The organism is Saprospira sp. CCB-QB6, from assembly GCF_028464065.1.
Lineage (GTDB): Bacteria > Bacteroidota > Bacteroidia > Chitinophagales > Saprospiraceae > Saprospira.
In genome coordinates this window covers 3,284,956-3,308,884 of the sequence record NZ_CP116808.1, presented here as the reverse complement: position 1 = coordinate 3,308,884, position 23,929 = coordinate 3,284,956, and the positions used below count along the sequence as shown (strand labels likewise).

Genomic DNA, 23,929 nt, shown 5'->3' with positions numbered 1-23,929 from the left:
AGGGAGTAACCGCCCGCCGAAGGCGGGAGGCCCCAAAAAATAGTAAAAAAAGAGATGAGCCTCTACAGGAAGAAACTCATCTCTAAATTATTTAGCGGCGGCTAGAATTAGGCGGCGCTCATACTAGCTAGCTTGCGTTTGCTGAGTTTTTCCTTGGCATAATCGAGCGTAAGGATAAACTCATCCACCTCTTGCGAGGGCAATTCGAACATGGCGTCGGTCATAATAGCTTCGCAGATAGAGCGGAGGCCACGGGCGCCCAGATTGTAATCGAGGGTTTTGTCCACGATAAAATCTAGGGCAGCTTCCTCCACTTCAAAGCGGATGCCTTCCAGTTCGAATAGGCGTTTATATTGTCTGATCAGGGCATTTTTGGGCTCTGTGAGAATAGAGCGTAAAGTAGCGCGATCGAGGGGGTTGAGATAAGTGAGAACGGGCATTCGGCCGAGTAGTTCGGGAATGAGGCCAAAAGACTTGAGGTCATGATGGCTAACGTACTGCAACAAATCTTCGCGGTCCACTCTTTCCTCCTCTTCCTTGGCAAAGCCAATCACTTGGCTATTGATTCTGCGGGCGATATTTTTTTCTACGCCGGCAAAGGCGCCGCCACAGATAAAGAGAATATTTTTGGTATTGAGTTTCACCATTTTTTGTTCAGGATGTTTGCGGCCACCTTGAGGGGGAACCAAAACATCGGTACCTTCGAGCATTTTGAGCAGTGATTGCTGCACGCCTTCGCCAGAAACATCTCTGGTGATAGAAGGGTTATCGCCTTTGCGGGCAATTTTATCAATTTCGTCGATATAGACGATTCCTCTTTCGGCGGCGGCCACATCATAGTCGCAAGCTTGCAAGAGGCGGGTCAGCATACTTTCCACATCTTCGCCTACATAGCCAGCTTGAGTGAAAACAGTAGCATCGACGATAGTGAAGGGGACATTAAGCATTTTGGCGATCGTTTTAGCCAGCAGGGTTTTTCCCGTTCCGGTGCGGCCAACCATAATCACATTTGATTTTTCGACCTCTACGATCTCCTCTTCTTGGATTTTCTTTTGGTGTTTAGCTTCTTCGCGGATGCGCTTATAGTGGTTATAAACGGCAACGGCCAGAATCTTTTTACTTTGTTCTTGGCCAATCACGTATTGGTCTAGATGCGCCTTAATCTCCATTGGGCGGACCAGTTCGGGCAGGGCTTCTGCATCAAACGCCTCGCCTTCGGGCTGCAACAGTTCTTCGCTAATGATGGCATGGGCTTGCTCTACACAAAACTCACAGATATAGCCTTCGATGCCAGCGATCAGCATTTGGGCCTCAGACTTGGGGCGTTGGCAAAAAGAGCAGTGGGGTTCTTTTTGTTTTTTAGACATTCTTGTTGGTTCATTATTTAGCCTGCCTGTTGGCTAGGCACTCACTTAAAAAGGTTCAGCCCTTGAGGCCTAGGGCATCAAGGGGCTGAACGATTGGGCAGTTGATTAGCCCTTATTTTTGGCGGCTGAGTACTTCATCCACTAGACCGTATTCTTTAGCGGCATTGGCGCGCATCCAGTTGTCACGGTCACAGTCTTTTTCAATAATATCATAAGGTTGGCCAGTATGGCTAGCCAAAATATCATAGAGTTCTTTTTGCAACTCTTTGATCAATTTGTAAGAGATTTCCATATCAGAAACTTGGCCTTGCATACCGCCCAAAGGCTGGTGAATCATCACTCTAGAGTGAGGCAAACAGCTACGTTTTCCTTTTTCTCCAGCAGCCAAAAGTACAGCGCCCATAGAGGCCGCCAAACCAGTACAAATTGTGGCTACATCGGGAGCGATATACTGCATAGTGTCATAAATCCCTAGACCTGCAATTACAGAACCACCGGGGCTATTGACAAAAATCTGCACATCTCTTTTGGGGTCGGTAGACTCCAAGAAAAGCAACTGCGCTTGCACCACATTGGCTACATAATCGTTGATGCCCACCCCAAGAAAGATAATGCGGTCCATCATCAGGCGAGAGAAAACGTCTACAGCAGCTACATTCATTTGGCGCTCCTCAATCACATTGGGCGTAAAGTTGCCAATTTGAGGGATGCGAGGCATCATGCCGCGAGTAGATTGCTGTGCGTATTGTTCTAGGTGTAGGCTGTCCATATTAAGATGCTTGACAGCGTACTTCTTAAATTCATTTTGATCAAACATAAAAAGCGATTTTTTACTGAAGGATTTGTATGGGGTTGCGGTTTAGCCCTTTTAGGCGCTTAAACTACATTTTTATATACAATCTTGCAACATTAAAGTTGTGCCAAGGCTTTTTTTCTGACAAATCGTCAGTTTTGCTAGGAAGAAGGGCAAAAACTAGGCAGTGAGGCTTATTTTTTTGGCCTAGTTACTTTCATCTAGACTACCAACTTGCATCTCCACAACACTCAAGCTCAATCTCTGAACTCCTCTCTTTATAAACTATGGAAAAAGATTTCAGGCTCAGAGGTTGGCAGCCATAGCTAATAAATGTCCCTTCCATAAGGCTTATATTTTCATCTATTTCTTCAAACTTAGCTGATAAAAATACTTCTTTAAAATATCCCATATTCAGGTTAATCAACCCATTTGGTTTAGCTGTTACAATAACCACTTTTTTTTGAATGAAAATAGTCGTGTCAGCTAAAACATCTGACATATCAAATATCCGTATAGGTATGGTTGGGGATTCATTAATTTTCAAATACGCTTGAACCTCCTTATGTTCTAACAATTTGGTTACGATTTCCCGAAGATCAATTTCTTGAGAAAAACAGCTAGAAGACCAGCATACACTCAAAATGAAAACTAAGTACTTCATACAAAAGGTGGTTAACTAACTTACAATCATGAATTGATTGCTTGTCTTAGTTAATGTTTGCACAAAGAAAAGTTACAAAGGCAGTTTGTTCATTTTTTTGGGGCTGCCCCGCCCTGCGGGCGGGTCGGGCTGTGTCGCAGCTCGCAGGTCTGCTCGGCCCTGCGCAAAAAAAGCTTCGCTTTTTTGCTGGGTCTGCGGCTGCGCCGCCCTGCTTTCCATCCCTCAGCCAGCGGCCCTTCGGGCCTGTAGGATGAATATATATACCTGTGGGTTGAAACCCACAGCAACAAAAGAGGCCATACTAAACGCAATAAAAATGAGCCGAAGGTTGAAACCATCGGCCCATATCATTTATAGCAAAGAAGTGCTTTAGCCCGCTCTTTGCTCAGACTACAACCAGCCCATAGCAGAAAACCACCTGCCCCTGAAACTCCCAAAAATTTAATCCTGTAAAGGTGCAATTAAAGGTACTTATTCTAGTATCAGTTTTTGCCCGTTTTTTTGTGTTTCAATTCCGTAAAGGTGCAATTAAAGGTTTGGCTCGCATCAAAGAATTGCTTTTGCCCAAAAATGTTTCAATTCCGTAAAGGTGCAATTAAAGGAACTATCGGAGTGGCCGAAACGGTAAGCGGCAAAACGTTTCAATTCCGTAAAGGTGCAATTAAAGGGCATCGAAATACAGATGGACGGCAGCGGCACCCACGTTTCAATTCCGTAAAGGTGCAATTAAAGGAACGTGACGAGTACGGCGTACCAATGGAGCCAGACCAGTTTCAATTCCGTAAAGGTGCAATTAAAGGTTCCAGTTGCTAGGCGGCATCAATGTCGGTAAGCAAAGTTTCAATTCCGCAAAGGTGCAATTAAAGGTCGAAAGCGAAACGGATTCCGTGTGCCAATCCACATGTTTCAATTCCATAAAGGTGCAATTAAAGGCTGGCATTGTGGCTGCGGTCGGCCTTTTGGCCTATAAGTTTCAATTCCGCAAAGGTGCAATTAAAGGACACTTGAGTAGTCGCCGCCTCTCAAGTTTCCGTATGTTTCAATTCCGTAAAGGTGCAATTAAAGGTCCAACATATTGCCGTGAACAACTGTTAAAGGTTGTGTTTCAATTCCGTAAAGGTGCAATTAAAGGACTTACCAACCTTAGTTAATGTAACCACAGGCGAATAGTTTCAATTCCGTAAAGGTGCAATTAAAGGTCTGCCTACATTAAAAATGGCTAAGATAGGTGGTCAGTTTCAATTCCGTAAAGGTGCAATTAAAGGCCGTGGGCTAAAGTAATAAATCCCTACTAAAAATGGGCCTTTCCAGCTCTTTTTTAGCAGACAAAATCTGTCGACCTCCAATAGGCGGAAAACCCCTGGGGATCGACATATTTACAAACCACTATAAAACAAGTAGTTATCAATTTATTATAATATATTCCCGCTCTCTTCCCTCTTTTTAGGCGAGGTCGACAGATTTAGTCTACTGGCCCAGCGCTGCGCAGGGGTGGCGCGAAGCGCCAGACCAAAGCCGCCTTTGGCGGCTGCAGGGCCGAACAGCCCTGTGAGCCCCGCAGCATAGCGGCGGCCAACCGAGGCGAAGCCGAGCTGGCCGCGGGCCCCTAAAGAAAACAATCCAAATCATTCTGTTCCCGACCAATGACCTCTTTTTCTACCCATCGATCAGAACGGCTCTTGAAAATAATGAGGCTATCATAATCTTCATCCATTATTTCCTTGGCCTCGGCCAACAACTGCTTAAGCCGAATTATGCTCCATCTGCCCCCCTTTAGCATGTAACCAAGCCTGCCTAGGACAAACCACATAAGATTGATATAAAAAGGGGGCTATTTTTTTCTTGCTCATAAAAATTGCTGTTCACTAGCCTAAAACTGCTGCTCATTTAAGCCATCTTCTACACTATACAGACTCTCCCAATTCAATAAATAGAGATAACCGTATTCCGATTTTTCTGGATCAATAAAAGGCGCTAACTGCCTTCTCAAAGCAGGACTATCAAATACAGAGAAAACAAATTTGGCCATAATGGCCTGCAATTGCTTGAGCAAAATTTGCTGCTGTATATACTGCTCTCCTGGATTTAATATCAATGCCAAATAAACAGCAAATACTTCAGCCGCATCTACTCCTTCTGGACCGATAGCTGCCGGACAAAAGCGCTCTAAAAACAATAGTTGATCTGCACTAAAATTTGCTTGTCCCAAATCATTAAATGGCAGGACCAAAGGAACATAAACACTAATATTCTTCTGGCTAATCAACTGAAAATCTTCTTGCGCCTTCTGATAGTCCAAATGCTGTAAATGGAGCAAATAACTCGCTAGATTTTTATTTAGCAGCCCCTTATTCCACTCATTCAAAGCAAGCAGAACCTTTTGATACAAAAAATCAAAATCCTTTTGCTCTAGTATTCGACGATAATCCTCTTGGGCAAGATCCTTAGTCATTTTGTAGCGCAAATCACTAGCATAAAGCAGCCTGGGCTCATTATGCTTAAACAAGTAGAGTTCGGCGCCTTCCTTTTTTAAGTTGCGGTTGATCCTTCCCGCCAATTGCTCGTCACTATCTAGCAGCGACTGATTTTTGAAACCAATATCCATATCGATATCTACTCCCGCCTCTACAACTTGAGTACTGACCACTAAAATCCGTTGATTTCTATAATCTGGATTTTTTAAATAGTGAATAATCGCCTTTCTTCTGGGGCCCAAAACAGTCTTTAGAGCCCTTAACACCTTTTAAGGCTTTATCTATACACTTATTCGCATCTACCATCCAAGCATGCTCCTGTCGCTCGGCCAATTTCTCCCAGCCTTCAGCAGCAGAGGAGGCCTTAGCATGAATATATTGCCATTGGTGCTCCTTTAAATCCAAAGAAATTTGCTGCTCGGCATCAATATTAATCAGAAAGTGAATGCCCGCTCTCAAGCGCTGCCCTCTAGCCAAAATAGCCGCTGGCAGCTTATCCATAAACTCAATTATTTCTTGTACCATCTCCCCTATTTTAAAGCGCCAAATCCAATTCCCGTGCTATTCCCCAAGCCTGTCAACCAAGCCAAACGCAGGGCTTCTGCCGAGCCTTTTATCTCTACGGGACACAAACTGCCCTTATTCGCTATGCCCTTATACTTCAGTAAGCGCACTTTAGCCTGTTCATGATCTCGTAAAAAACGGAGCTTTACCTCCTGATCAGCCAAGCCCAAAGCAGCCAACTTGGCCTGAAACTTTTCTGTCAAAAGCGCATCTGCCTCCTCCTGCTCATAGGTTAAAAAAGTATAGCCCTTGGCTTGAGGACGAGCTTGTTTCAATAACAGGGGACTCGCCATCCAAAACTTATGTGTCCCATCCTCAAAGTCTGGACAAGGCTGCATGCTCATTTCCCGCACCCGCATTCCACTAATAAACTCTTGATTCTCTTGCACCCCCGCAATAAAGCGTTCGGCCTGTCCCTCCTCATAAAAAGAGATAAACCAGTTGGCCCCATTTCCAAAGTCTAAGCTTTTTCTGTCTCGACTCAATCGCCCACCTTCCAAACTAGAAAAGGAAAAAAGAGCCTGCCCTCCATGCCAATCATTATTAGGGCCCAACCATTTATGAACAGCCCCAACGACAGCAGGCAAATGCCCAAAAGGAACCGCTTGTTTGGCCGCACTACAGCTCAAGTAGATTCTCATACATCCTTGTTTTATTGGTTTAAAGAATTGCCCAAATCTAGCGCCTTACTATCCATTCTATCTAGACAGTTGACCATAAAAACAAAAAAAATCAGTTTTTCTTTCAAAAACCGAAGCCTACAAACCAAATATAGTATGGCAAAAAGCTTTGTATTTTATTTTTATGTCTTTTAGATTAGGTGTAACAATAATAATAATCCAATAACTGAATTGCAACTTATTATTATTCTTTTTTATTTTTTCTTGGGGCCCGCGGCCGACTCGGCTTCGCCTCGGTCGGCCGCCGCTATGCTGCGCCGCTCGCAGGGCTGCTCGGCCCTGCGGCGGCAAAGCCGCCTTGGTCTGGCGCTTTGCGCCACGGCTGCGCAGCGCTGGGCCAATCCCCCTCTTGCCTTAAACCAACAAAAAGCCCCAAAGCGCTATGGCTCTGGGGCTTTCTCATGCTGTAAAGCTGTAGTTGAAGATGATAAGTCTCCATTTTCAATTCTGCAAAGGTGCAATTAAAGGAAAAGGACCAGCCAATAAACCTACGTAGCAGCCAGCGTTTCAATTCCGTAAAGGTGCAATTAAAGGTAAAGAATACAAAGCCGACCCGCTTTTTTTGTTTTAGTTTCAATTCCGTAAAGGTGCAATTAAAGGCCGTGGCTAAGGTAATAAATCCCTACTAAAAATGGGCCTTTCCAGCTCTTTTTTAGCAGACAAAATCTATCGACCTCCAATAGGCGGAAAACCCCTGGAGATCGACAGATTTACAAACCACTGTAAAACAAATAGTTAGCACTTAACTATAATATATTCCCGCTCTCTTCCCTCTTTTTAGGCGAGGTCGACAGATTTAGTCTGCTGGCCTAGCGATGTGCAGCAGTGGCCGCAGGCCAGACCGAGCCAGCGAAGCTGGCGAAGGGCCGAGCGAATAGCGAGCTGCGGAACGTAGCGCCGACGAGCGAAGCGAGGCGATAGCCGAGACGGCCGCGGGCCCCAAAATAATAAGATCAAGAATAATAGCAAAAGCCGCCTCCTAAACAGAGACGGCTTTTCTAATTGGGTGGCTGAAGATAACTAGTCTTTAGTTCTCGATGCCTAAAGCTTTAAGGCCGTTTACGGTGGCAATCTTGGCCAACTCCTCTACATTATAAAAGTGACAAGCCTCTAACATGACCCGCATTTCGGTCCAAAGGTCGCCATCAGAAAAAGGCTTGTAGATATCGCAAATATTGTCTGTGCCAAAAGCAACATTGAGTCCCGCCGGAACCATCTCGTCTACGGGGGTGATGGAGTTGTGGCTGGGGGCCAAACGCTCTGTGCGATTGTGGTCAATCCAAGCCGTGGGACAAGAAATAATGTGTACCTCCGCCTTCTTGAGCAAGTCGTACACCTGCTCCCGATACTGACGTGGATGAGCCGCCAAGGAAATACAATGGATGGCCGATACCTTACCCTGCATCCCATGCTCTATGGTTTTATGCGCTAGCTGTTCGGTCTCCTTTTCTTCATCCGTATTAAACTGATCGACATGCACATGCACGAGTTTGCCCTTATCTTTGGCCGTAGACAACAAAATATCTAAATGCTCCTCTTCTTTGCCCGCATCTTTGGCTGGCAAACCGCCAATGATATCCACAAAGTCTACCGACATGTCAAACCATTTGCGCGCCTTGGGATCAATTACGCCCTTGAGCACCTGATTGGCAAAACGAATCTCTAAGTCGTTTTTATAATTCTCTCTAATCTTCATGGCCGCCTTGATGGCCTTATCCTCAATCTTATCATCAACATCAATAAAGGTTCCGATGGCCTGTGCGCCCTGCTCAATAAAAAGCTCTACGGCCTGCGACATTCTGCGGTAAATATCATCTACCGTGGCGGCCTGCTTCATCTCATCGACCAAATGCCATTTTTCTTTGAGATAAGAATAACTGTACTGGAAATTATCGGGCGTAAGGGTATAGGCCCGATCGAGATGCGCATGCGTGTTTACCCATCCGCCTAATGTTTTGATTTTTTCCTGAACCAGTTGCTTAGGATTCATAACTGTTGCTGTTATTTGAAGAAATTTGACAAAAAAAAAGGAGCTGACGTTTCCGCCAACTCCATATAAAGTTAATCGCTAAGTAAGGCCGCCAATGCCGCCTCAATTTTATCGAATGAAAAGCCCTTGAGCGTAGACTGCATCAAGGCCTCAATTTTATCATTACACAAATTACCAATGCTGCCCTCATGCTGATGCTGAATATCTCGACTCGGCTCAAATTGCCCCGCCTCAATATCTTCCCCAATCTTTTTATAGGCATCGCGGAAGGTCATTCCCTCCAAAACCATCTGATTGACCACTTCTACTGAAAAGAGATAGCGATACTTCTCTTGGTCCAAAATGTTTTGCTTGACCTTTATCTGCTGTAAACTATAATCCGTGATCGCTACACAATCTTTGATCTCTGCAAATACCGGCAAGAAGCTCTCTTTGATGATTTGTAGATCTCGATGATAGCCCGAAGCCAGATTGGCCGTGATTAACATGATCTCATTGGGCAAGGCCATGATTTTATTGCACTTGGCCCGAATCAACTCAAAGACATCGGGATTCTTTTTGTGCGGCATAATGCTCGAGCCTGTGGTCAGGCTAGTCGGAAAGCTAATGAAGCCAAAGTTCTGACTAATATAAAGGCAAACATCCTGCGCCAACTTGGCTAAAGTCCCCGCAATGGAGGCCAAAGCTTCGGCTACCAAACGCTCGGTTTTGCCCCGCCCCATCTGGGCATAGACCACATTGTAGTTCAAACTATCAAAACCCAGCAAATCAGTGGTCATCTGACGATTCAAAGGGAAAGAAGAACCATAACCCGCAGCTGATCCCAAAGGGTTTTTATTTGCTACCTTAAAGGCCGCCTGTAAAACTAAAAGATCATCGACCAAACTCTCCGCATAGGCCGCAAACCAAAGCCCAAAAGAAGAAGGCATGGCTACCTGATAATGCGTATAGCCTGGCAACAAGACCTCTTTGTATTTTTCACTCTGCTGTAATAAGGTATGAAAAAGCGGAACCACGAGTTCCACCAATTTCTGAATCTCATCTCTAATGAACAACTTGAGATCCAACAACACTTGGTCATTGCGCGAACGGCCCGAATGAATCTTCTTGCCCAAATCGCCCAATCTTCGACTCAATAAAAGCTCTACCTGAGAATGCACATCCTCAATCCCCTCTTCAATCTCAAAATTCCCCGCCTCAATCTCTGCATGTATTTTACGGAGTTCCGCCTGCAAAATAGGCAGCTCTTGGCTGCCTAGAAGATCGATGCTTTCCAGCATCTGAATATGTGCTAATGTTCCACGAACATCATGTTTGGCCAAAAGGAGGTCCAGTTCTCGGTCCTTGCCAATCGTAAAACGCTCAATTTCCTTAGACACCGCCACGCCATCTTTCTGCCAAAGCTTCATAAGAGGGATATTATCTGTTGTTCTAAATAGTAAGCTATTGCTTGCCTACTTTGTCCTAAATTGGCACAAAGCTAAGCCCTTAAGAAGGAGGACTAAAATCTGAAGGCCTAATTTAATGTTAAGCCTTTGTTAGTTGGGCGTTAATCGGTTAGTGCAAGGAGCCACGGGACCTTATTGTTCGGATGGATTGGCTCCGTGGCCACCACGGAGCTAATCTGAGATGTCCGTAAGCCTCCGTGGTGGCCACGGAGCCAATCCGAGATGTCCGTAAGCCTCCGTGGTGGCCACGGAGCCAATCCGAGATGTCCGTAAGCCTCCGTGGTGGCCACGGAGCCAATCTGAGATGTCCGTAGACCTCCGTGGTGGCCACGGAGCCAATCTGAGATGTCCGTAAGCCTCCGTGGTGGCCACGGAGCCAATCTGAGATGTCCGTAGACCTCCGTGGTGGCCACGGAGCTAATCCGAGATGTCCGTAAGCCTCCGTGGCGGCCACGGAGCTAATCCGAGATGTCCGTAAGCCTCCGTGGCTACATTCCAAATAAGTAGAGCAGATAAACTCTTAACAAAGCCTTAGGAAGTTGATTAAACTTGACCCACTTAACAATAATCTCTTTCTTTGCGTTAATCATACATATAATATAAAGCTGTATAAACATGAGCATCAAGAGAAGAATCCTTTCGGAGGCTGAAAAAGAGGCCTTAGCCCAGTTTGTGGCCCCCGAAAATGCAGCAAGTGCCCAAGAAGTCTTGGCCCAATATGGACAGGATCATACCGAAGACCTTTGTTTTCTGGCCGAAATCCTATTGAAACCCGCCCGACTCGAAGAAGTACAGGCTATTGTGCGTTATTGCTGGGAAAATGAGATTCCCATTACGCCCAGAGGAGCTGGAACTGGCCTAGCGGGTGGCGCCCTGCCTGTGGCTGGCGGCCTTTTGCTGAGCATGGAAAACTTCAATCAGATTGTAGAGATTGACGAGGAGAATTTGCAAGTTACGGTAGAGGCTGGCGTCATTACCGAAGAGCTACAAAATACCCTAGCCGAAAAAGGCCTCTATTATCCGCCCGATCCAGCCAGCAGAGGCTGGTCCTTTATAGGAGGAAATATTGCGACCAATGCGGGCGGCCCCCGCGCCCTAAAATATGGGGTGGTTAAGGACTATGTGCTCAATCTACAAGTTGTCTTAGCCGATGGTTCTGTCATTTGGACCGGAGCCAACACCCTCAAAAACTCGACGGGTTTTAATTTGACCCAGTTAATCGTAGGCAGTGAGGGTTGTTTGGGCATTGTGGTGCGGGCGGTGCTTCGCCTGATTCCCTTGCCCACAAAACGCTTGTTGATGTTGGCCCCATTTCGCTCAGCAGAAGGAGCTTGCGCAGCGGTTTCCGCTATTTTTCGGGCGGGGATTACCCCTTCGGCCCTAGAATTTATGGAGCGGGCGGCTATAGATCGGGCCATTGAGTACATGGGCGGCAGCCCCTTGCCCGTTCCAGAAGAAACGGCGGCCCAACTCATTATTGAGGTAGATGGACATTATCTAGACCCCCTTTATGCTGATTGCGAGAAAATACAGGAGGTCTTGGACCAATTTGATTGCATAGAGCTGCTTTTTGCCGACAATGAAGAGCAGCAGCGGCAAATTTGGCAAAGCCGTCGCAATGTTGGGCAGGCCGTAAAAAGTCACTCTATATATAAGGAGGAAGACACGGTGGTCCCTCGGGCCAAATTGCCCCAACTTTTGCGTGGCGTAAAAGAGATTGGCGCAAAATATGGCTTTAGCTCCATCTGCTACGGCCATGCCGGCGATGGCAATTTACACGTTAATATTATTAAGGGCCAATTGAGCGAAGACGCTTGGCAAAATGAGCTGCCCAAAGGCATCCGAGAAATCTTTGAGCTGACCACTAGTTTGGGTGGCACCATTTCTGGAGAGCACGGCATCGGTTTGGTGCAGCGGCCTTATATGGACATTGCTTTTGCGCCCAGCGCCCTGCAGCTACTCAAAAATATTAAGGCGAGTTTCGACCCCAAAGGCATTCTCAATCCGTATAAAGTACTTTAGAATAGTGCCTTGAGCCCTCAAAATAATCTGCTCTATATAAGGAGCAAAGTTTGCTGATGTTTTGGGGCCTCCGCCTCGCTTCGCTCGTCGGCGCTACGTTCCGCAGCTCGCTATTCGCTCGGCCCTTCGCCAGCTTCGCTGGCTCGGTCTGGCCCTGCGGGCCACTGCTGCACATCGCTAGGCCAAATGGACCCGCTCTGCTTCGGCCAAGCTGGCCTGCCCCCTTGTAGAGAGCTATCTCCGCCCAGAGCGCCTCGGCTGAGGGATGGCAGGGGGTGGCCGCAGGCCAGACCGAGCTTTTTTGAGCAAAGCGAAAAAAAGCGATGGGCCGAGCGGGCAGCGAGCCCCCGCACAGCCCGACCCGAAGGCCCCTAGGGCCGAAGGGGCCGCCCCAAAACTCCTCCCCATTTATTGAATCCATTAAAACGATCTTTTGGGTTCAGCCTAAAAAATAAAATCAATGAAATTTACTCCTCTATTTCTCCTTTGTTTTCTCCTCTTATTTGGCCCATTGAGCAAGGCCACCCATATTGTGGGTGGGGTCATTAGTTATGAGTGTTTGGGCTTTAATAACAGCACCCAAATGATGAACATTCGCATTACCCTCAAGGTTTATCGGGATGCGATTAACGGCCAGGCGGGCTTTGATAATCCTGCTAGCCTTGGTATTTTCAGGGGGAGTAATAACTTATTATATCAGAGTCTCAGTTTGAGTAGCCCGAGTATAACCACGGCTCCAATTGACCTTACCAACCCTTGTATGTCTGTTGCACCAGGAAGTGTAGCTGTAGAAGAGGGCGTTTATACCACAACACTCAACCTTCCTTATGATGCTGGGGGCTACTATATTTCTTATCAGCGTTGTTGTCGAAACAACACCATCAATAACTTGATACAGCCGGGTTCTGTGGGAGCGACTTATAGCGTTTTCTTATCTGGAGCGGCTATGTTGGCCTGCAATAGCAGTCCTGTTTTTAATAATTATCCGCCTATTGTTATTTGTGCCAACCAACCCCTAATTTTTGATCATTCGGCTACAGATCAGAACGGACATACTTTGCGTTATTCCTTTTGCACTCCTTCTACTGGAGGTTCTTCTGCAGATCCAGCGCCTGTTCCCCCAGCAGCTCCGCCCTATGTTAATGTTCCTTTTTCTGCGGGCTTATCGGCTAGTAATCCCATGCCGGCCAACCCGGCATTGAGTATTGACCCTAATACAGGCTTGCTTACGGGGACGCCCACACAATTGGGCCAATATGTAGTAGGGGTTTGCGTCTCAGAATTTGATGCAAATGGGAACCTATTGAGTACTACTTTGCGGGACTTCCAATTTAATGTCGCGCCCTGTTTTTCTAATGTCAATGCGGCTATTTTTGCCGATTCTGTTACTGCAGATGGGCAGGGTTTTTTAGTCAATCAATGTGACAATAATGTTTTTCAGTTTGTCAATCAAAGTACAGCTACCCCACAGACCCTAATCACTTCTTATGAGTGGCGTTTTGACCTTAACAATGGGACAGCGGCTAGTTCTTCTTTGGTAAGTCCCACTATTGTTTTTCCTGGTCCTGATGTTTATAATGGTTGGTTGGTGGCCAACCCAGGTCAAGTAGGTTGTACGGATACGGCTTATATTACCGTAGAGGTTTATCCGCCAATTTTCCCCAATTGGGCCGTTGTCATTGACTCTTGTAACCCAAGCGTTCCGCCTTTACAGTTTGTCGACTCGACAACCATTGGCGGGCCAGGGGGCATTGCCCAATGGGATTGGGATTTTGGGGATGGGACGAGCAGTAATTTGCAGAATCCCAACCATCTATTTCCCAATGCGGGCCAATATCAGGTCAATTTAACGGTTACGGATAGTAATGGATGCGAGGAACAGATTGCATTTCCAGTAGATTGGTACCCGCCGGCCATTCCTCAATTTACTGTAGACGACCCGAATGGTTGTGAGCCGCATTATGCAACTTTTACGCATAGTTCTCACCCCTTTACGCCAGCTTATCAGACCATTTGGGACTTTGGGGATGGCGATAGTTCTACGCTTAGTCCAACAGTGGGACATGCCTACCCCAATCCAGGCCAATATGATGTTAGTTTGACCCATGTTTCGCCTTGGGGCTGTGTCAGTCAGGACCTACAAGCGCAACTTATAGAAGTTTATGAGGGGCCTACCGCTGCTTATAGCTATACCTATGATAGTTGTGAATATGAGGCCGTCGATTTCTTTGATCTATCTAGCCCCAATAGCCAGGGCGACGCCATTGTTGCTTGGAGTTGGGACTTTATGGATGGAACCCTAGAAACGACCCAAAATAGTAGTCATTTGTATGCTTTGGCGGGGACCTATCCTGTTCAGCTAGCGGTTACAGACATCAATGGTTGTACAGATACGATTTCGGATAGCATTCAATGGTATCCCAAGCCCGTTATTGATGTAACCTTAACGGATAATAGTGGTTGTCGGCCTTCTATCATTAGCTTCATAAATAACTCTTATCCCATCAATGGCTATAGTACCATTTGGGACTTTGGGGATGGGGCTTCGGATACGGCGGCCAGCCCTAGCCATATTTATACGCAGGCGGGTGTTTATCCGATAGAGCTAGTAATTACTTCGCCTTTAGGCTGCACGGATAGTTTTTTAGATACTGTAGACATTTTTGAGCTACCAACGGCCCAGTTTAGCAGTAGTTTTGATCCTTGTGTCATTGGGGCCGTCAGTTTTGATGAGCAGGCCCAGACCAACCCTTCGGGCACGCCCCTACAGTTTTGGCAATGGGACTTTGATGATGGGAACATTTTATCGGCCCAAGACACCAGCCATTTATATAATTTGGCGGGCGATTTTGAGGTCCAACTCATTGTAGAAGATACCAACAGCTGCCGAGATACTATTGTCCAAACAGTAGCTTGGCATCCTGCGCCCATTGTGGCCGTAGATGTCAGTGATAGTGTGGGTTGTGAGCCTTTAAATGTAGACTTCATCAATAACTCCTATCCGATAAATGGGTATAGCACCCAATGGAACTTTGGGGATGGGGGAACAGATACCGCAGCCAGTCCCTCTTACCTCTATCAACAGCCTGGAGAGTATTTGGTCCATTTATACATCCTTTCTCCTACGGGTTGTACCGGCGATTTTTACGATACAATTGTAGTGCATGAGAACCCCAATGCTCAGTTTAGTTATAGTTTTGACTCTTGCGAATATACGGGGGTATTCTTTAGCCAAGAATCAACGACTAACCTAGCGGGAGATAGCCTTCGCCTTTGGGAGTGGGACTTTGGCAATGGAGAAACCGCTGTTTTATCTACTCATCAGGATACTGTTATTAACTATCCACCTAGAGACAGCTATTACATTCAATTGATCGTAGAGGATGTAAATGCTTGTAGAGATACGAGTATACAGCTCATGCCTTATTATCCTGCCCCTGTATTCCCGGTCAATAGTCATTCGGCAGAGGCCTGCGTGCCCTTAACAATTAACTTTGATAATAATATATTAAATGATTATCCGGGTTATAGCTTCCTTTGGTCCTTTGGCGATGGGAATAGCACAACGGCTTTTGACACCAGTTATATCTATCAAAATGGAGGGCGGTATATTGCCAGCTTATTAGTCCGCACGGCTTCGGGTTGTGAGCAAACCTTCTATGATACCATTCAGGCGAATGGTTTGCCGGAGGCTCGTTTTGATAGTCGTTATGATGCTTGTGAAATTGGGGCTATGCGTTTTCGCAACCTCTCGGTCCCTAGTAATCAAGGCATCTTAACCCAAAGTTTTTGGAGTTTTGGAGATGGCAATAGCAGTACGGACCCTTTAGTGGACCATTTCTACAACTACCCCGATACAGGTTATTATATTGTCCAATTAGAAGTAGAAGACGAGAATGGTTGTCAGGACCAAACAACAGATAGTGTCTATTGGCGGCCACAGCCCATCTTTCCTGTAGATTTGCGGCCGCTTCGACTTTGTGGCCCATCTACAGTGCCTATGCCTGAGGGCTACCCCTACCCTATTGAGGGCTATACCTATAATTGGGATTTGGGCGATGGCCGCCAGAGCAATGCCGCTCAGCCTGATTTAAGTTATAGCAATTTTGGCAGTTACCCTTTGTCTTTGCGGGTCAATTCTCCTGCGGGCTGTATAGACAGCTTTTCGGCCCAGATAGACATCTTGGAAGAGCCCGTTGCGGGCTTTGAGTTTGCGGCATTAAATGGCGGACAGATTTCCTTTCAGAACCCAGAGATACAATTTACAGATCAGTCGATGCGGGCTAATCTTTGGTCTTGGGACTTTGGCGATGGGCAGCAAGTATTGCAGCAAAACCCCATACATAATTATGCAGATACGGGCTTATATTTGGTCCAGCAAGTGGTTTATCATCGCAATGGTTGTCCAGATACGGCTCAGGCGGTAGTGGATATTAGTCCACAAATTACTTACTTCTTACCCAATGCCTTTACGCCCAACAATGATGGCAAAAACGATGGCTATCGGGGCGAGGGTTACTTAGACTTTATCGAGCAATTTGATATGCGGATTTACAACCGTTGGGGCGAGGAAGTATTTCGGACGGCAGACCCCAGAGCCGAATGGAATGGGCGCATACACAACAATGGGCGCAAATGCCAAGCGGGCGTTTATGTCGTACAGGTCCAGATTTCGGGAGCCCGAGGCTTTAGGAAAGAGCTCAAGGGTTTTGCCACCATTATTTACTAAAAGCTGGGGGTTTGGATGGAACAGGGCGCGAAGCGCCCGCAGGCTGAGGGGCTGAAGCAGGGCCGCCGAAGGCGGCAGACCGAGGCCGAAGGCTGAAGGGCCGAGCAGGCCTGCGAGCTGCGCAATGGCCCGACCCGCCCGAAGGGCGGGGCAGCCCCAAAAAAATTTAAAAAAACTATAAAAAATGCCTATATTTGCCCCTCTAAACCCCAATCATCTCTCCATCTCAACTAAGAAGAATTAGATCTCTATATTTATGTTTAGCAATTTACAAGATAATTTAGATGCGGCCTTTAAGAACCTTTCGGGTGACGGTAAGTTGACCGAAATCAATGTGGCCACCTCCGTTAAAGCGATTCGCCGTGCATTGGTTGATGCCGATGTAAACTACAAGATTGCCAAATCTTTTACGGACAAGGTAAAAGATGAAGCCCTAGGAAAACGCAATGTATTGAAATCGGTGCGTCCTGGTGATTTGATGGTTAAAATCGTTCAGGATGAGTTGGTCGAATTGATGGGTGGACAATCTGTAGGGATTAACATCAAGGCCAATCCGGGTATTGTTTTGATTGCTGGTCTACAAGGTTCTGGTAAAACGACCTTTACGGGTAAGCTTTCTCGCCACTTGAAGAACAAACGCAGCAAAAAAGTGATGGTGATTGCTTGTGACGTTTATCGTCCTGCGGCCATCAATCAGTTGGCGGTTGTTGCCGAGCAGGTGGGTGTTGACATCTACAAAGAGATGGACAACAAAAACCCCGTAGAGATTGCGCTAAACGGTATTGCCGAGGCCAAAAAAGGAAAATATGATGTCGTGATCGTCGATACTGCGGGTCGTTTGGCCGTAGATGAGGAGATGATGACGGAGATTGCTGCTGTAAAAGAAGCGATCCAGCCAACAGAAACGCTATTTGTAGTAGATTCAATGACTGGACAAGATGCCGTAAACACTGCAAAGGCCTTTAACGATCGCATCAATTACGATGGGGTAGTTTTGACCAAATTGGACGGGGATACTCGTGGTGGTGCTGCTCTTTCGATCAAATACACTGTAGGTAAGCCCATCAAGTTTATCTCTATGGGAGAGAAAATGGACACCTTGGACATTTTCCACCCCGATCGTATGGCCCAGCGTATTTTGGGCATGGGAGATATCATTTCATTGGTAGAAAAGGCCCAAGAGGACTTTGATGAGAAGGAAGCCAAGCGCCTAGAGAAGAAGATTCGTAAGAATCAGTTTGACTTTAACGACTTTCTCAAGCAGTTGGCCCAAATTCGCAAGATGGGTAACCTCAAGAGCTTGATCGGGATGATTCCTGGTATGGGCAAAATTGCCAAGGACATTGATATTGACGACAATGCCTTTAATAAAATTGAGGCCATCATTCTTTCTATGACTCCTGAAGAGCGGGGAAATCCTGGTGTGATCAATGGTAGCCGCAAAAAGCGGATTGCCAAAGGGAGCGGCAACCGCGTAGAGGAAATCAATCAGTTCTTGCGTCAGTTTGAGCAAATGCGTAAGATGATGTTCCAGATGAGCAAAATGCAAGGCGCAGGCAATATGCGCATGCCCAACATCCCTAGAGGATTCCGCTAGATCAGAGCATATAATAATATTATATTAGGAGCTGCCTTTGGGTGGCTCCTTTTTTTTGTTAATGCAAAGAGAACTTATTATTTTCGGGACCTTTATTTGGGGCTGCCCCTTCCGCCGGGTTGAAACCCAGCGCAAAGCGGTTTCGCTTTGCGAAGCTATACAAAATGAGGGTTAAAACCCTCATGAGTTCTCGCTCGGGTCGGGCCATTGCGCAGCTCGCAGGTCTGCTCGGCCCTGCGCGGGCGGTGCCCGCTGGGTCTGCCGCCTTCGGCGGCCCTGCTACAGCCCCTCAGCCAAGGGCGGCTGCGCCGCCTAAATGGCCCATTTCCATTCCATACCTTAGTTTAAACAAGATGATCCAATTCCAATCTAAATTTCCTGCGGCAGAAACCACCATTTTCTCGGTCATGTCGGCCTTGGCGCAAAAGCATCAGGCCATCAACTTATCGCAGGGTTTTCCCAATTATCCAACAGATCGCAGATTGATTGATTTGGTCCATAAATATATGTTGGCCGACAAAAACCAGTATGCGCCCATGGCGGGAGTGCCAGAGCTCAATCAGCGTTTGTCTCAAAAAATGGAGTCCCTTTATGGGGCCAGTTATGATCCAGCCACAGAAATTACCATTACAGCGGGAGCTACAGAAGCCATCTTTTCCTCTATTATGGCCTTTGTTGGTCTAGGCGATGAGGTTATCATTATTGAGCCCGCCTATGATTGTTATGTGCCTGCCATTGAGTTGGCGGGGGCTAAGGCGGTACCCTATGCCTTAAAAGCACCCAATTGGGCCATAGATTGGGTACAATTGGGCCAACTGATTACGGACAAAACGCGGATGTTAATCATTAACAGTCCACACAACCCCATTGGACGTTGCTTCAGCGCAGAAGATATGCAGGCCTTAAGCGATCTTTTGGCGCCAACCAATATCATTCTATTGAGTGATGAGGTCTATGAGCATATTGTTTTTGATGGGCAAAAGCATTTATCGGCCCTCTCCTATCCTGCTTTGCGAGATCGGACCTTGGCCACTTATTCTTTTGGCAAAACCTTGCATACCACGGGCTGGAAATTGGGTTATGTGGTGGGGGCTGCTCCGCTCATGCGAGAATTTAGAATGGTCCATCAATTCAATGTCTTTTCGGCCAATACAGCTGTGCAATACGCCATAGCCGAATACTTAGAAGATCCCAGCACTTATTTGGAGCTCCCCGCCTTCTTTCAGGCTAAGCGCGATCTCTTTTTGGACCTCATGAAAGATACGCCCTTTCAATTTGTGCCCTCTGGAGGCAGTTATTTTCAGTTGGGAGATTATAGCCAAATCTCTAATTTGAGCGATGTCGATTTTGCCCGTTGGTTGACTATAGAAAAGGGTGTGGCGGTCATTCCGCTTTCTCCATTTTATAGCCAAGAGCAGCCCGATAATAAGGTGGTCCGTTTTTGTTTTGCCAAAACCGATGAGACCTTAGCCGCAGCGGCCCAGCAATTGCAAAAGCTATAAGGCATTTTGGAGAGGACAGGCGGCGAAGCCGCCGCAAAGGCGCAAAGCGCCGCGGCTGAGCTGCCCGACGGGTGGCCGCAGGCCAGACCGAAGGCGAAACGAAGTGAAGCCTGAAGGGCCGAGCAGAACTGCGAGCCCCGAAGCGTAGCGACCCGCCCGAAGGGCGGGGCAGCCCCAAAAAAAACTCATTGTCACAATTTTACAACTCTCTAAAGTTCTGCTTAACCTTTGATTAACGCCCATTAAGCGATATATTTTTTAGCTTTGTCGAAAGCCAATGAGATTGGCAAGGCTGTTTACCTCTAGATAACACCCTTTAGAAACAAGCATTTCACAGTATTTTCTTATATCCATCACTATGTTTAGGACCCTTTTACTCTTTTTCCCTCTTTTTGCGCTTTTGGGCAGCTTGCAAGCCCAATCGCCTGTTCATTGGCAACATGAAGCCAAGGCTTTAGGCAATGGGCAATACAGTATTACCTTTAAGGCCAAAATTGAAAAAGGCTGGTATGTCTATTCTCTCTTCTTGCCCTCAGCAGATGGGCCAGTCGCAACCTCTGTCACCATTGAGGAGGGAGAGTTTACGCCTGTGGGGAAAGCGAGTGAAAGTACGAGTGATGCAGGAAATAAGAAATCGGGTTTTGATGAGATTTTCGAGATGCAAGTGACTAAATATAAGAATGACTTGCAGATTTTGAAAACAGTGGCCACCCCCAATAAGCGGCAGCACTTGGTGGGGTATCTGGAGTACATGACTTGTAATGACCAAAGTTGTTTGCCTCCAACAAACTATGAGTTTGATATTGATTTGGCGGCTTTACCTCAGCCCAAGTCGGCCCAAGAGTCTCCTGAAGATGGAAAATCTGGACAACTGTCGCCCAAAGGGAAGAATGCTTCCAATACAACGGCTCAGCTAGATCCACCTGCTGAAACGCCCAAAGAAGAACTGACCGTAGAGGAAGAAACAGCGCCTAAAAGCAGCGCAGTAGAAGGACAACCCATTCGTTGGAGCTATGAAAAGCGCTTGATTGAAGGGAACAGCTATGAGCTCATCTTTAGAGCAGAAATGAGCGAAGGCTGGCATACTTACTCACAGTTTTTGGAGGGAGAAGATGGTCCCGTAGCTACAAAACTCAACTTTGTAGAAGGCGATCATTTCAAGCTACTTTCTGGGCCAACAGAAAGCACCAATGATCCTAAGAATAAGGTCTCTGGTTTTGATCCGCTTTTTGATATGAAGCTGACCAAATACAAAAACCAACTAGAGATTCGCCAGCGAGTAGAAATCTTGGACAGCAGCAAAGCCCTAGAAGGCTTTTTGACCTATATGATCTGTGATAAGGAGCAATGCTTACCCCCTACTGATTTGGAATTTAGCTTTTTTAAGGCCGCGGCAGCAACTACGCCCAAACTCGATCCGAATAAAGTATTGACGGGCATTGATCGCCCCGATATTCGCAGCAGCCTAAAAGCAGCGGAAGCTCGTGGAAACTGTGGAACAGAGGTAGAAAGTGCCAACCTCAGCCTTTGGATGATTTTCTTCTTTGGCTTTATTGGGGGATTGTTTGCCTTATTGACGCCCTGCGTTTTCCCAATGATTCCACTTACGGTTTCTTTCTTTACCAAGCGCAGCCAATCTAAGGCAGAAGGGATTCGCAATGCGACCATTTACGGCCTTTCTATCATTGGTATCTATGTAGCTTTGGGGATGTTTGTTACCATTGTATTTGGAGAGAATGCCCTAAACTGGTTATCTACCCACTGGATTCCCAACCTTAGCTTTTTCATCCTTTTCATTGCTTTTGCCATTTCTTTCTTTGGCTACTATGAAATCACCCTCCCCTCTTCTTGGTCGAATGAAACAGATAGAGCGGCCGATCGTGGTGGTTTGCTAGGCATTTTCTTTATGGCCTTTACGCTTTCTTTGGTGTCTTTCTCTTGTACCGGTCCTATTATCGGGACGCTTTTGGTGCAAGCCGCAGAGGGTGGCCAATTGGCCCCTGCCGTGGGGATGCTTGGTTTTTCTTCTGCTTTGGCCCTTCCTTTTGCGCTCTTCTCGGCCTTTCCAGGTTGGCTCAATTCTTTGCCTCGCTCTGGTGGCTGGATGAATGTAGTAAAGGTAGTTTTAGGTTTTATTGAGGTCGCCTTGGCCTTTAAATTCCTTTCTAAGGCCGATATGACCATGCACTGGGAGCTCCTCAAATATGAAACCTTCTTAGCAATTTATGTAGTCGTGGCTTTTGCTATGGGGATTTACCTTTTGGGCCTCATCCGCTTCCCACACGATATGAAAGGCGCTAAAATTAGCCTTCCTCGCAAAGGCTTGGGCTTGTTTAGCATTGCCTTGGCCACTTATTTTGCCCTAGGCTTTACCGTAGATGAAAAAACGGGCACCTATGCCACGCCTCCCATTATGAGTGGTTTGGCTCCCCCCGCTTGCTACTCTTATTTCCACCCCTGCGACTGCCCCGCTGGCCTACAAAACTGCTTTCACGATTATGAGGAAGGTTTGGCTTATGCCAGAGAGCAGAAGCTGCCCATCATGATTGACTTTACGGGCTATGGCTGTGAAAACTGCCGTAAGATGGAAGATCAAATCTGGATTCAACCCGAAATCAATAAAATTCTGAATGAAGAATATGTGCTCATTTCTCTCTATGTAGATGACCGCACAAAATTAGAAAAAACCCTTATCGCTCCCGATGGCCAAAAGATTCGGAATATCGGTAATAAATGGGCCGCCTTCGAGCGCCTCAACTTTGGCCAAATATCTCAGCCATTATATGTGCTGATGGCCCCCGATGAAACCATCCTCAATACCCCTGTAGGTGCCGTTTTCAACGAAGATAAATATCAAGAATTTTTGGAGTGCGGATTAAGCAATTATGCACTTTGGAACAAAGGGGAACTGAAATAATTTTAGGAACCTACCCAAAAAGCTCAGCCTTCTAGCTGGGCTTTTTTGTTTTTTAGCCCCAGACTTTTTTTAACCCAAGACCAACTAGGCCAAAAAGTTGATGTGCTCCACAGAGAAACTACTTTTCCTCAGCATCAAACCTCTCCCAATGAGCAATCCCACAATCAAAAGAAATGACCAAGGGCAGGCCGTAAAAACCCTGCAACAACAACTCAATCAATTGGGCTACCCTTTGGTAGCCGATGGCCTCTTTGGCGCCGTGACCGAACAGGCCGTCAAAAAATTTCAGCAGAAGGAAGGCCTTTGGGCCGATGGCATTGTTGGACCAAAAACCTGGGCCAAAATTAATGAGCAAATCAATCAAAATAACCAAGCTTTTGCCCCTATTGTCGACCAATATCTAGATTTGGGCCCCGGCGAATATATCCAAAGCAGCAGCAAAAAAATTGGCGTTTGCTTGCATCATACGGTCTCTGGGGGACGGCCCGAACGGGTGGTGGAGGTCTGGAAAGCCGACCGCCGAGGCCCCGTAGGTACCCATTTCGTTATTGGCCGCGGGGGCGCCTCGGGCAATGCCGAAAGCGATGGGAAAATTGTACAATGCCTCCCAATCGACGCTTGGGCGCATCATATTCTGACCAAACGCATGGGCTTTTCCAATGAGCACAATATCTTGGTCAATCAATCTTATGTGGGCATTGAGCTTTGTAGCTGGGGCATTCTGGAGAAGAAAAATGGCCGCTACTATGCCTTGGGCGGCAAAATTGAGGTCCCTGCCAATGAGGTGGCCGTCTTGCCGCAGCCTTTCCGAACCTATACCTATTGGCACAAATACAGCCCCGCCCAACTCGATGCCCTCTATCGGCTTTTAGTGGTTTTGGGCCAAAAACTAAAGATCAATTATGGCCAAGATGGCCCCATGAACGACTGGTTTGAACTAAGCTGGGAAGCCATGGCCCTCCGCCGAAAACTTTGTACCCACACCAACTTTGAATACGGCAAATTCGATACTTTTCCGCAGGCAGAACTTACAGACGTTCTCCAAAAAGTGTATCGACTATTTAAATAACTACTGCATTCTCTAAGGAAGGACGATTTTAATCGTTCTTCCTTTTTTTTGGGGCCCGCGGCCGGCTAGCCTTCGGCTAGGTCGGCCGCCGCTACGCTTCGGGGCTCGCAGTT

15 protein-coding genes and 1 CRISPR repeat array are annotated in these 23,929 nt (G+C 46.7%); of the genes, 6 read left to right on the top strand and 9 right to left on the bottom strand.

Going from position 1 to position 23,929, the window contains the following annotated elements:
• Positions 1 to 107: 107 nt before the first annotated feature.
• From clpX to argH, 9 genes are all read right to left on the bottom strand, one after another.
• Positions 108 to 1,367: an ATP-dependent Clp protease ATP-binding subunit ClpX gene (clpX, locus tag PPO43_RS12660; protein ID WP_272618331.1), complete on the bottom strand. Its 1,260-nt coding sequence runs from the start codon at positions 1,365 to 1,367 to the stop codon at positions 108 to 110.
• Positions 1,368 to 1,479: 112 nt separating this feature from the next.
• Positions 1,480 to 2,184 (bottom strand): ClpP family protease, encoded by a 705-nt coding sequence (locus PPO43_RS12655; protein WP_272618329.1) that lies wholly within the window; start codon positions 2,182 to 2,184, stop codon positions 1,480 to 1,482.
• 202 nt (positions 2,185 to 2,386) lie between these two features.
• The gene (locus tag PPO43_RS12650) at positions 2,387 to 2,824 is read right to left on the bottom strand and encodes a hypothetical protein (RefSeq protein ID WP_272618327.1); all 438 of its coding nucleotides are present in this window, start codon (positions 2,822 to 2,824) and stop codon (positions 2,387 to 2,389) included.
• A gap of 438 nt (positions 2,825 to 3,262) precedes the next feature.
• Positions 3,263 to 4,089: direct repeats of the CRISPR family, unit length 30 nt; unit sequence GTTTCAATTCCGTAAAGGTGCAATTAAAGG.
• 341 nt (positions 4,090 to 4,430) lie between these two features.
• A complete protein-coding gene (locus PPO43_RS12645; protein ID WP_272618325.1) occupies positions 4,431 to 4,634 on the bottom strand; it encodes a CRISPR-associated endonuclease Cas2 in 204 nt (67 codons plus the stop codon).
• Positions 4,635 to 4,694: 60 nt separating this feature from the next.
• Positions 4,695 to 5,540 carry a hypothetical protein gene (locus tag PPO43_RS12640; RefSeq protein ID WP_272618323.1) on the bottom strand — a complete coding sequence of 282 codons (846 nt, stop codon included), beginning with the start codon at positions 5,538 to 5,540 and terminating at the stop codon, positions 4,695 to 4,697.
• A complete protein-coding gene (locus PPO43_RS12635) occupies positions 5,488 to 5,823 on the bottom strand; it encodes a hypothetical protein (RefSeq protein ID WP_272618321.1) in 336 nt (111 codons plus the stop codon). Before PPO43_RS12635 ends, PPO43_RS12640 begins: the two co-directional genes overlap by 53 nt.
• A gap of 5 nt (positions 5,824 to 5,828) precedes the next feature.
• Entirely contained in the window at positions 5,829 to 6,503 is a 675-nt protein-coding gene (cas6, locus tag PPO43_RS12630) for a CRISPR-associated endoribonuclease Cas6 (protein ID WP_272618318.1), read from the bottom strand.
• 1,066 nt (positions 6,504 to 7,569) lie between these two features.
• Positions 7,570 to 8,532: an amidohydrolase family protein gene (locus PPO43_RS12625; RefSeq protein WP_272618316.1), complete on the bottom strand. Its 963-nt coding sequence runs from the start codon at positions 8,530 to 8,532 to the stop codon at positions 7,570 to 7,572.
• A gap of 71 nt (positions 8,533 to 8,603) precedes the next feature.
• Positions 8,604 to 9,941 carry an argininosuccinate lyase gene (argH, locus tag PPO43_RS12620; RefSeq protein ID WP_272618314.1) on the bottom strand — a complete coding sequence of 446 codons (1,338 nt, stop codon included), beginning with the start codon at positions 9,939 to 9,941 and terminating at the stop codon, positions 8,604 to 8,606.
• A 654-nt stretch (positions 9,942 to 10,595) separates the two neighbouring features.
• Between argH and PPO43_RS12615 the strand changes: the two genes are divergently transcribed.
• The 6 genes from PPO43_RS12615 to PPO43_RS12590 all read left to right on the top strand — a co-directional run bounded on the left by PPO43_RS12615 (position 10,596) and on the right by PPO43_RS12590 (position 23,816).
• Complete coding sequence (locus PPO43_RS12615) at positions 10,596 to 12,002, top strand: FAD-binding oxidoreductase (protein ID WP_272618312.1); 1,407 nt, start codon at positions 10,596 to 10,598, stop codon at positions 12,000 to 12,002.
• A 460-nt stretch (positions 12,003 to 12,462) separates the two neighbouring features.
• Positions 12,463 to 16,731 (top strand): PKD domain-containing protein, encoded by a 4,269-nt coding sequence (locus PPO43_RS12610; protein ID WP_272618310.1) that lies wholly within the window; start codon positions 12,463 to 12,465, stop codon positions 16,729 to 16,731.
• 256 nt (positions 16,732 to 16,987) lie between these two features.
• A complete protein-coding gene (gene ffh / locus PPO43_RS12605) occupies positions 16,988 to 18,328 on the top strand; it encodes a signal recognition particle protein (protein WP_272618308.1) in 1,341 nt (446 codons plus the stop codon).
• A gap of 353 nt (positions 18,329 to 18,681) precedes the next feature.
• A complete protein-coding gene (locus PPO43_RS12600; RefSeq protein WP_272618306.1) occupies positions 18,682 to 19,830 on the top strand; it encodes a methionine aminotransferase in 1,149 nt (382 codons plus the stop codon).
• Between the two features lie 358 nt (positions 19,831 to 20,188).
• The gene (locus PPO43_RS12595; RefSeq protein WP_272618305.1) at positions 20,189 to 22,747 is read left to right on the top strand and encodes a protein-disulfide reductase DsbD family protein; all 2,559 of its coding nucleotides are present in this window, start codon (positions 20,189 to 20,191) and stop codon (positions 22,745 to 22,747) included.
• Between the two features lie 148 nt (positions 22,748 to 22,895).
• Entirely contained in the window at positions 22,896 to 23,816 is a 921-nt protein-coding gene (locus PPO43_RS12590) for a peptidoglycan recognition protein family protein (RefSeq protein ID WP_272618304.1), read from the top strand.
• The last annotated feature ends 113 nt before the right edge of the window (positions 23,817 to 23,929 follow it).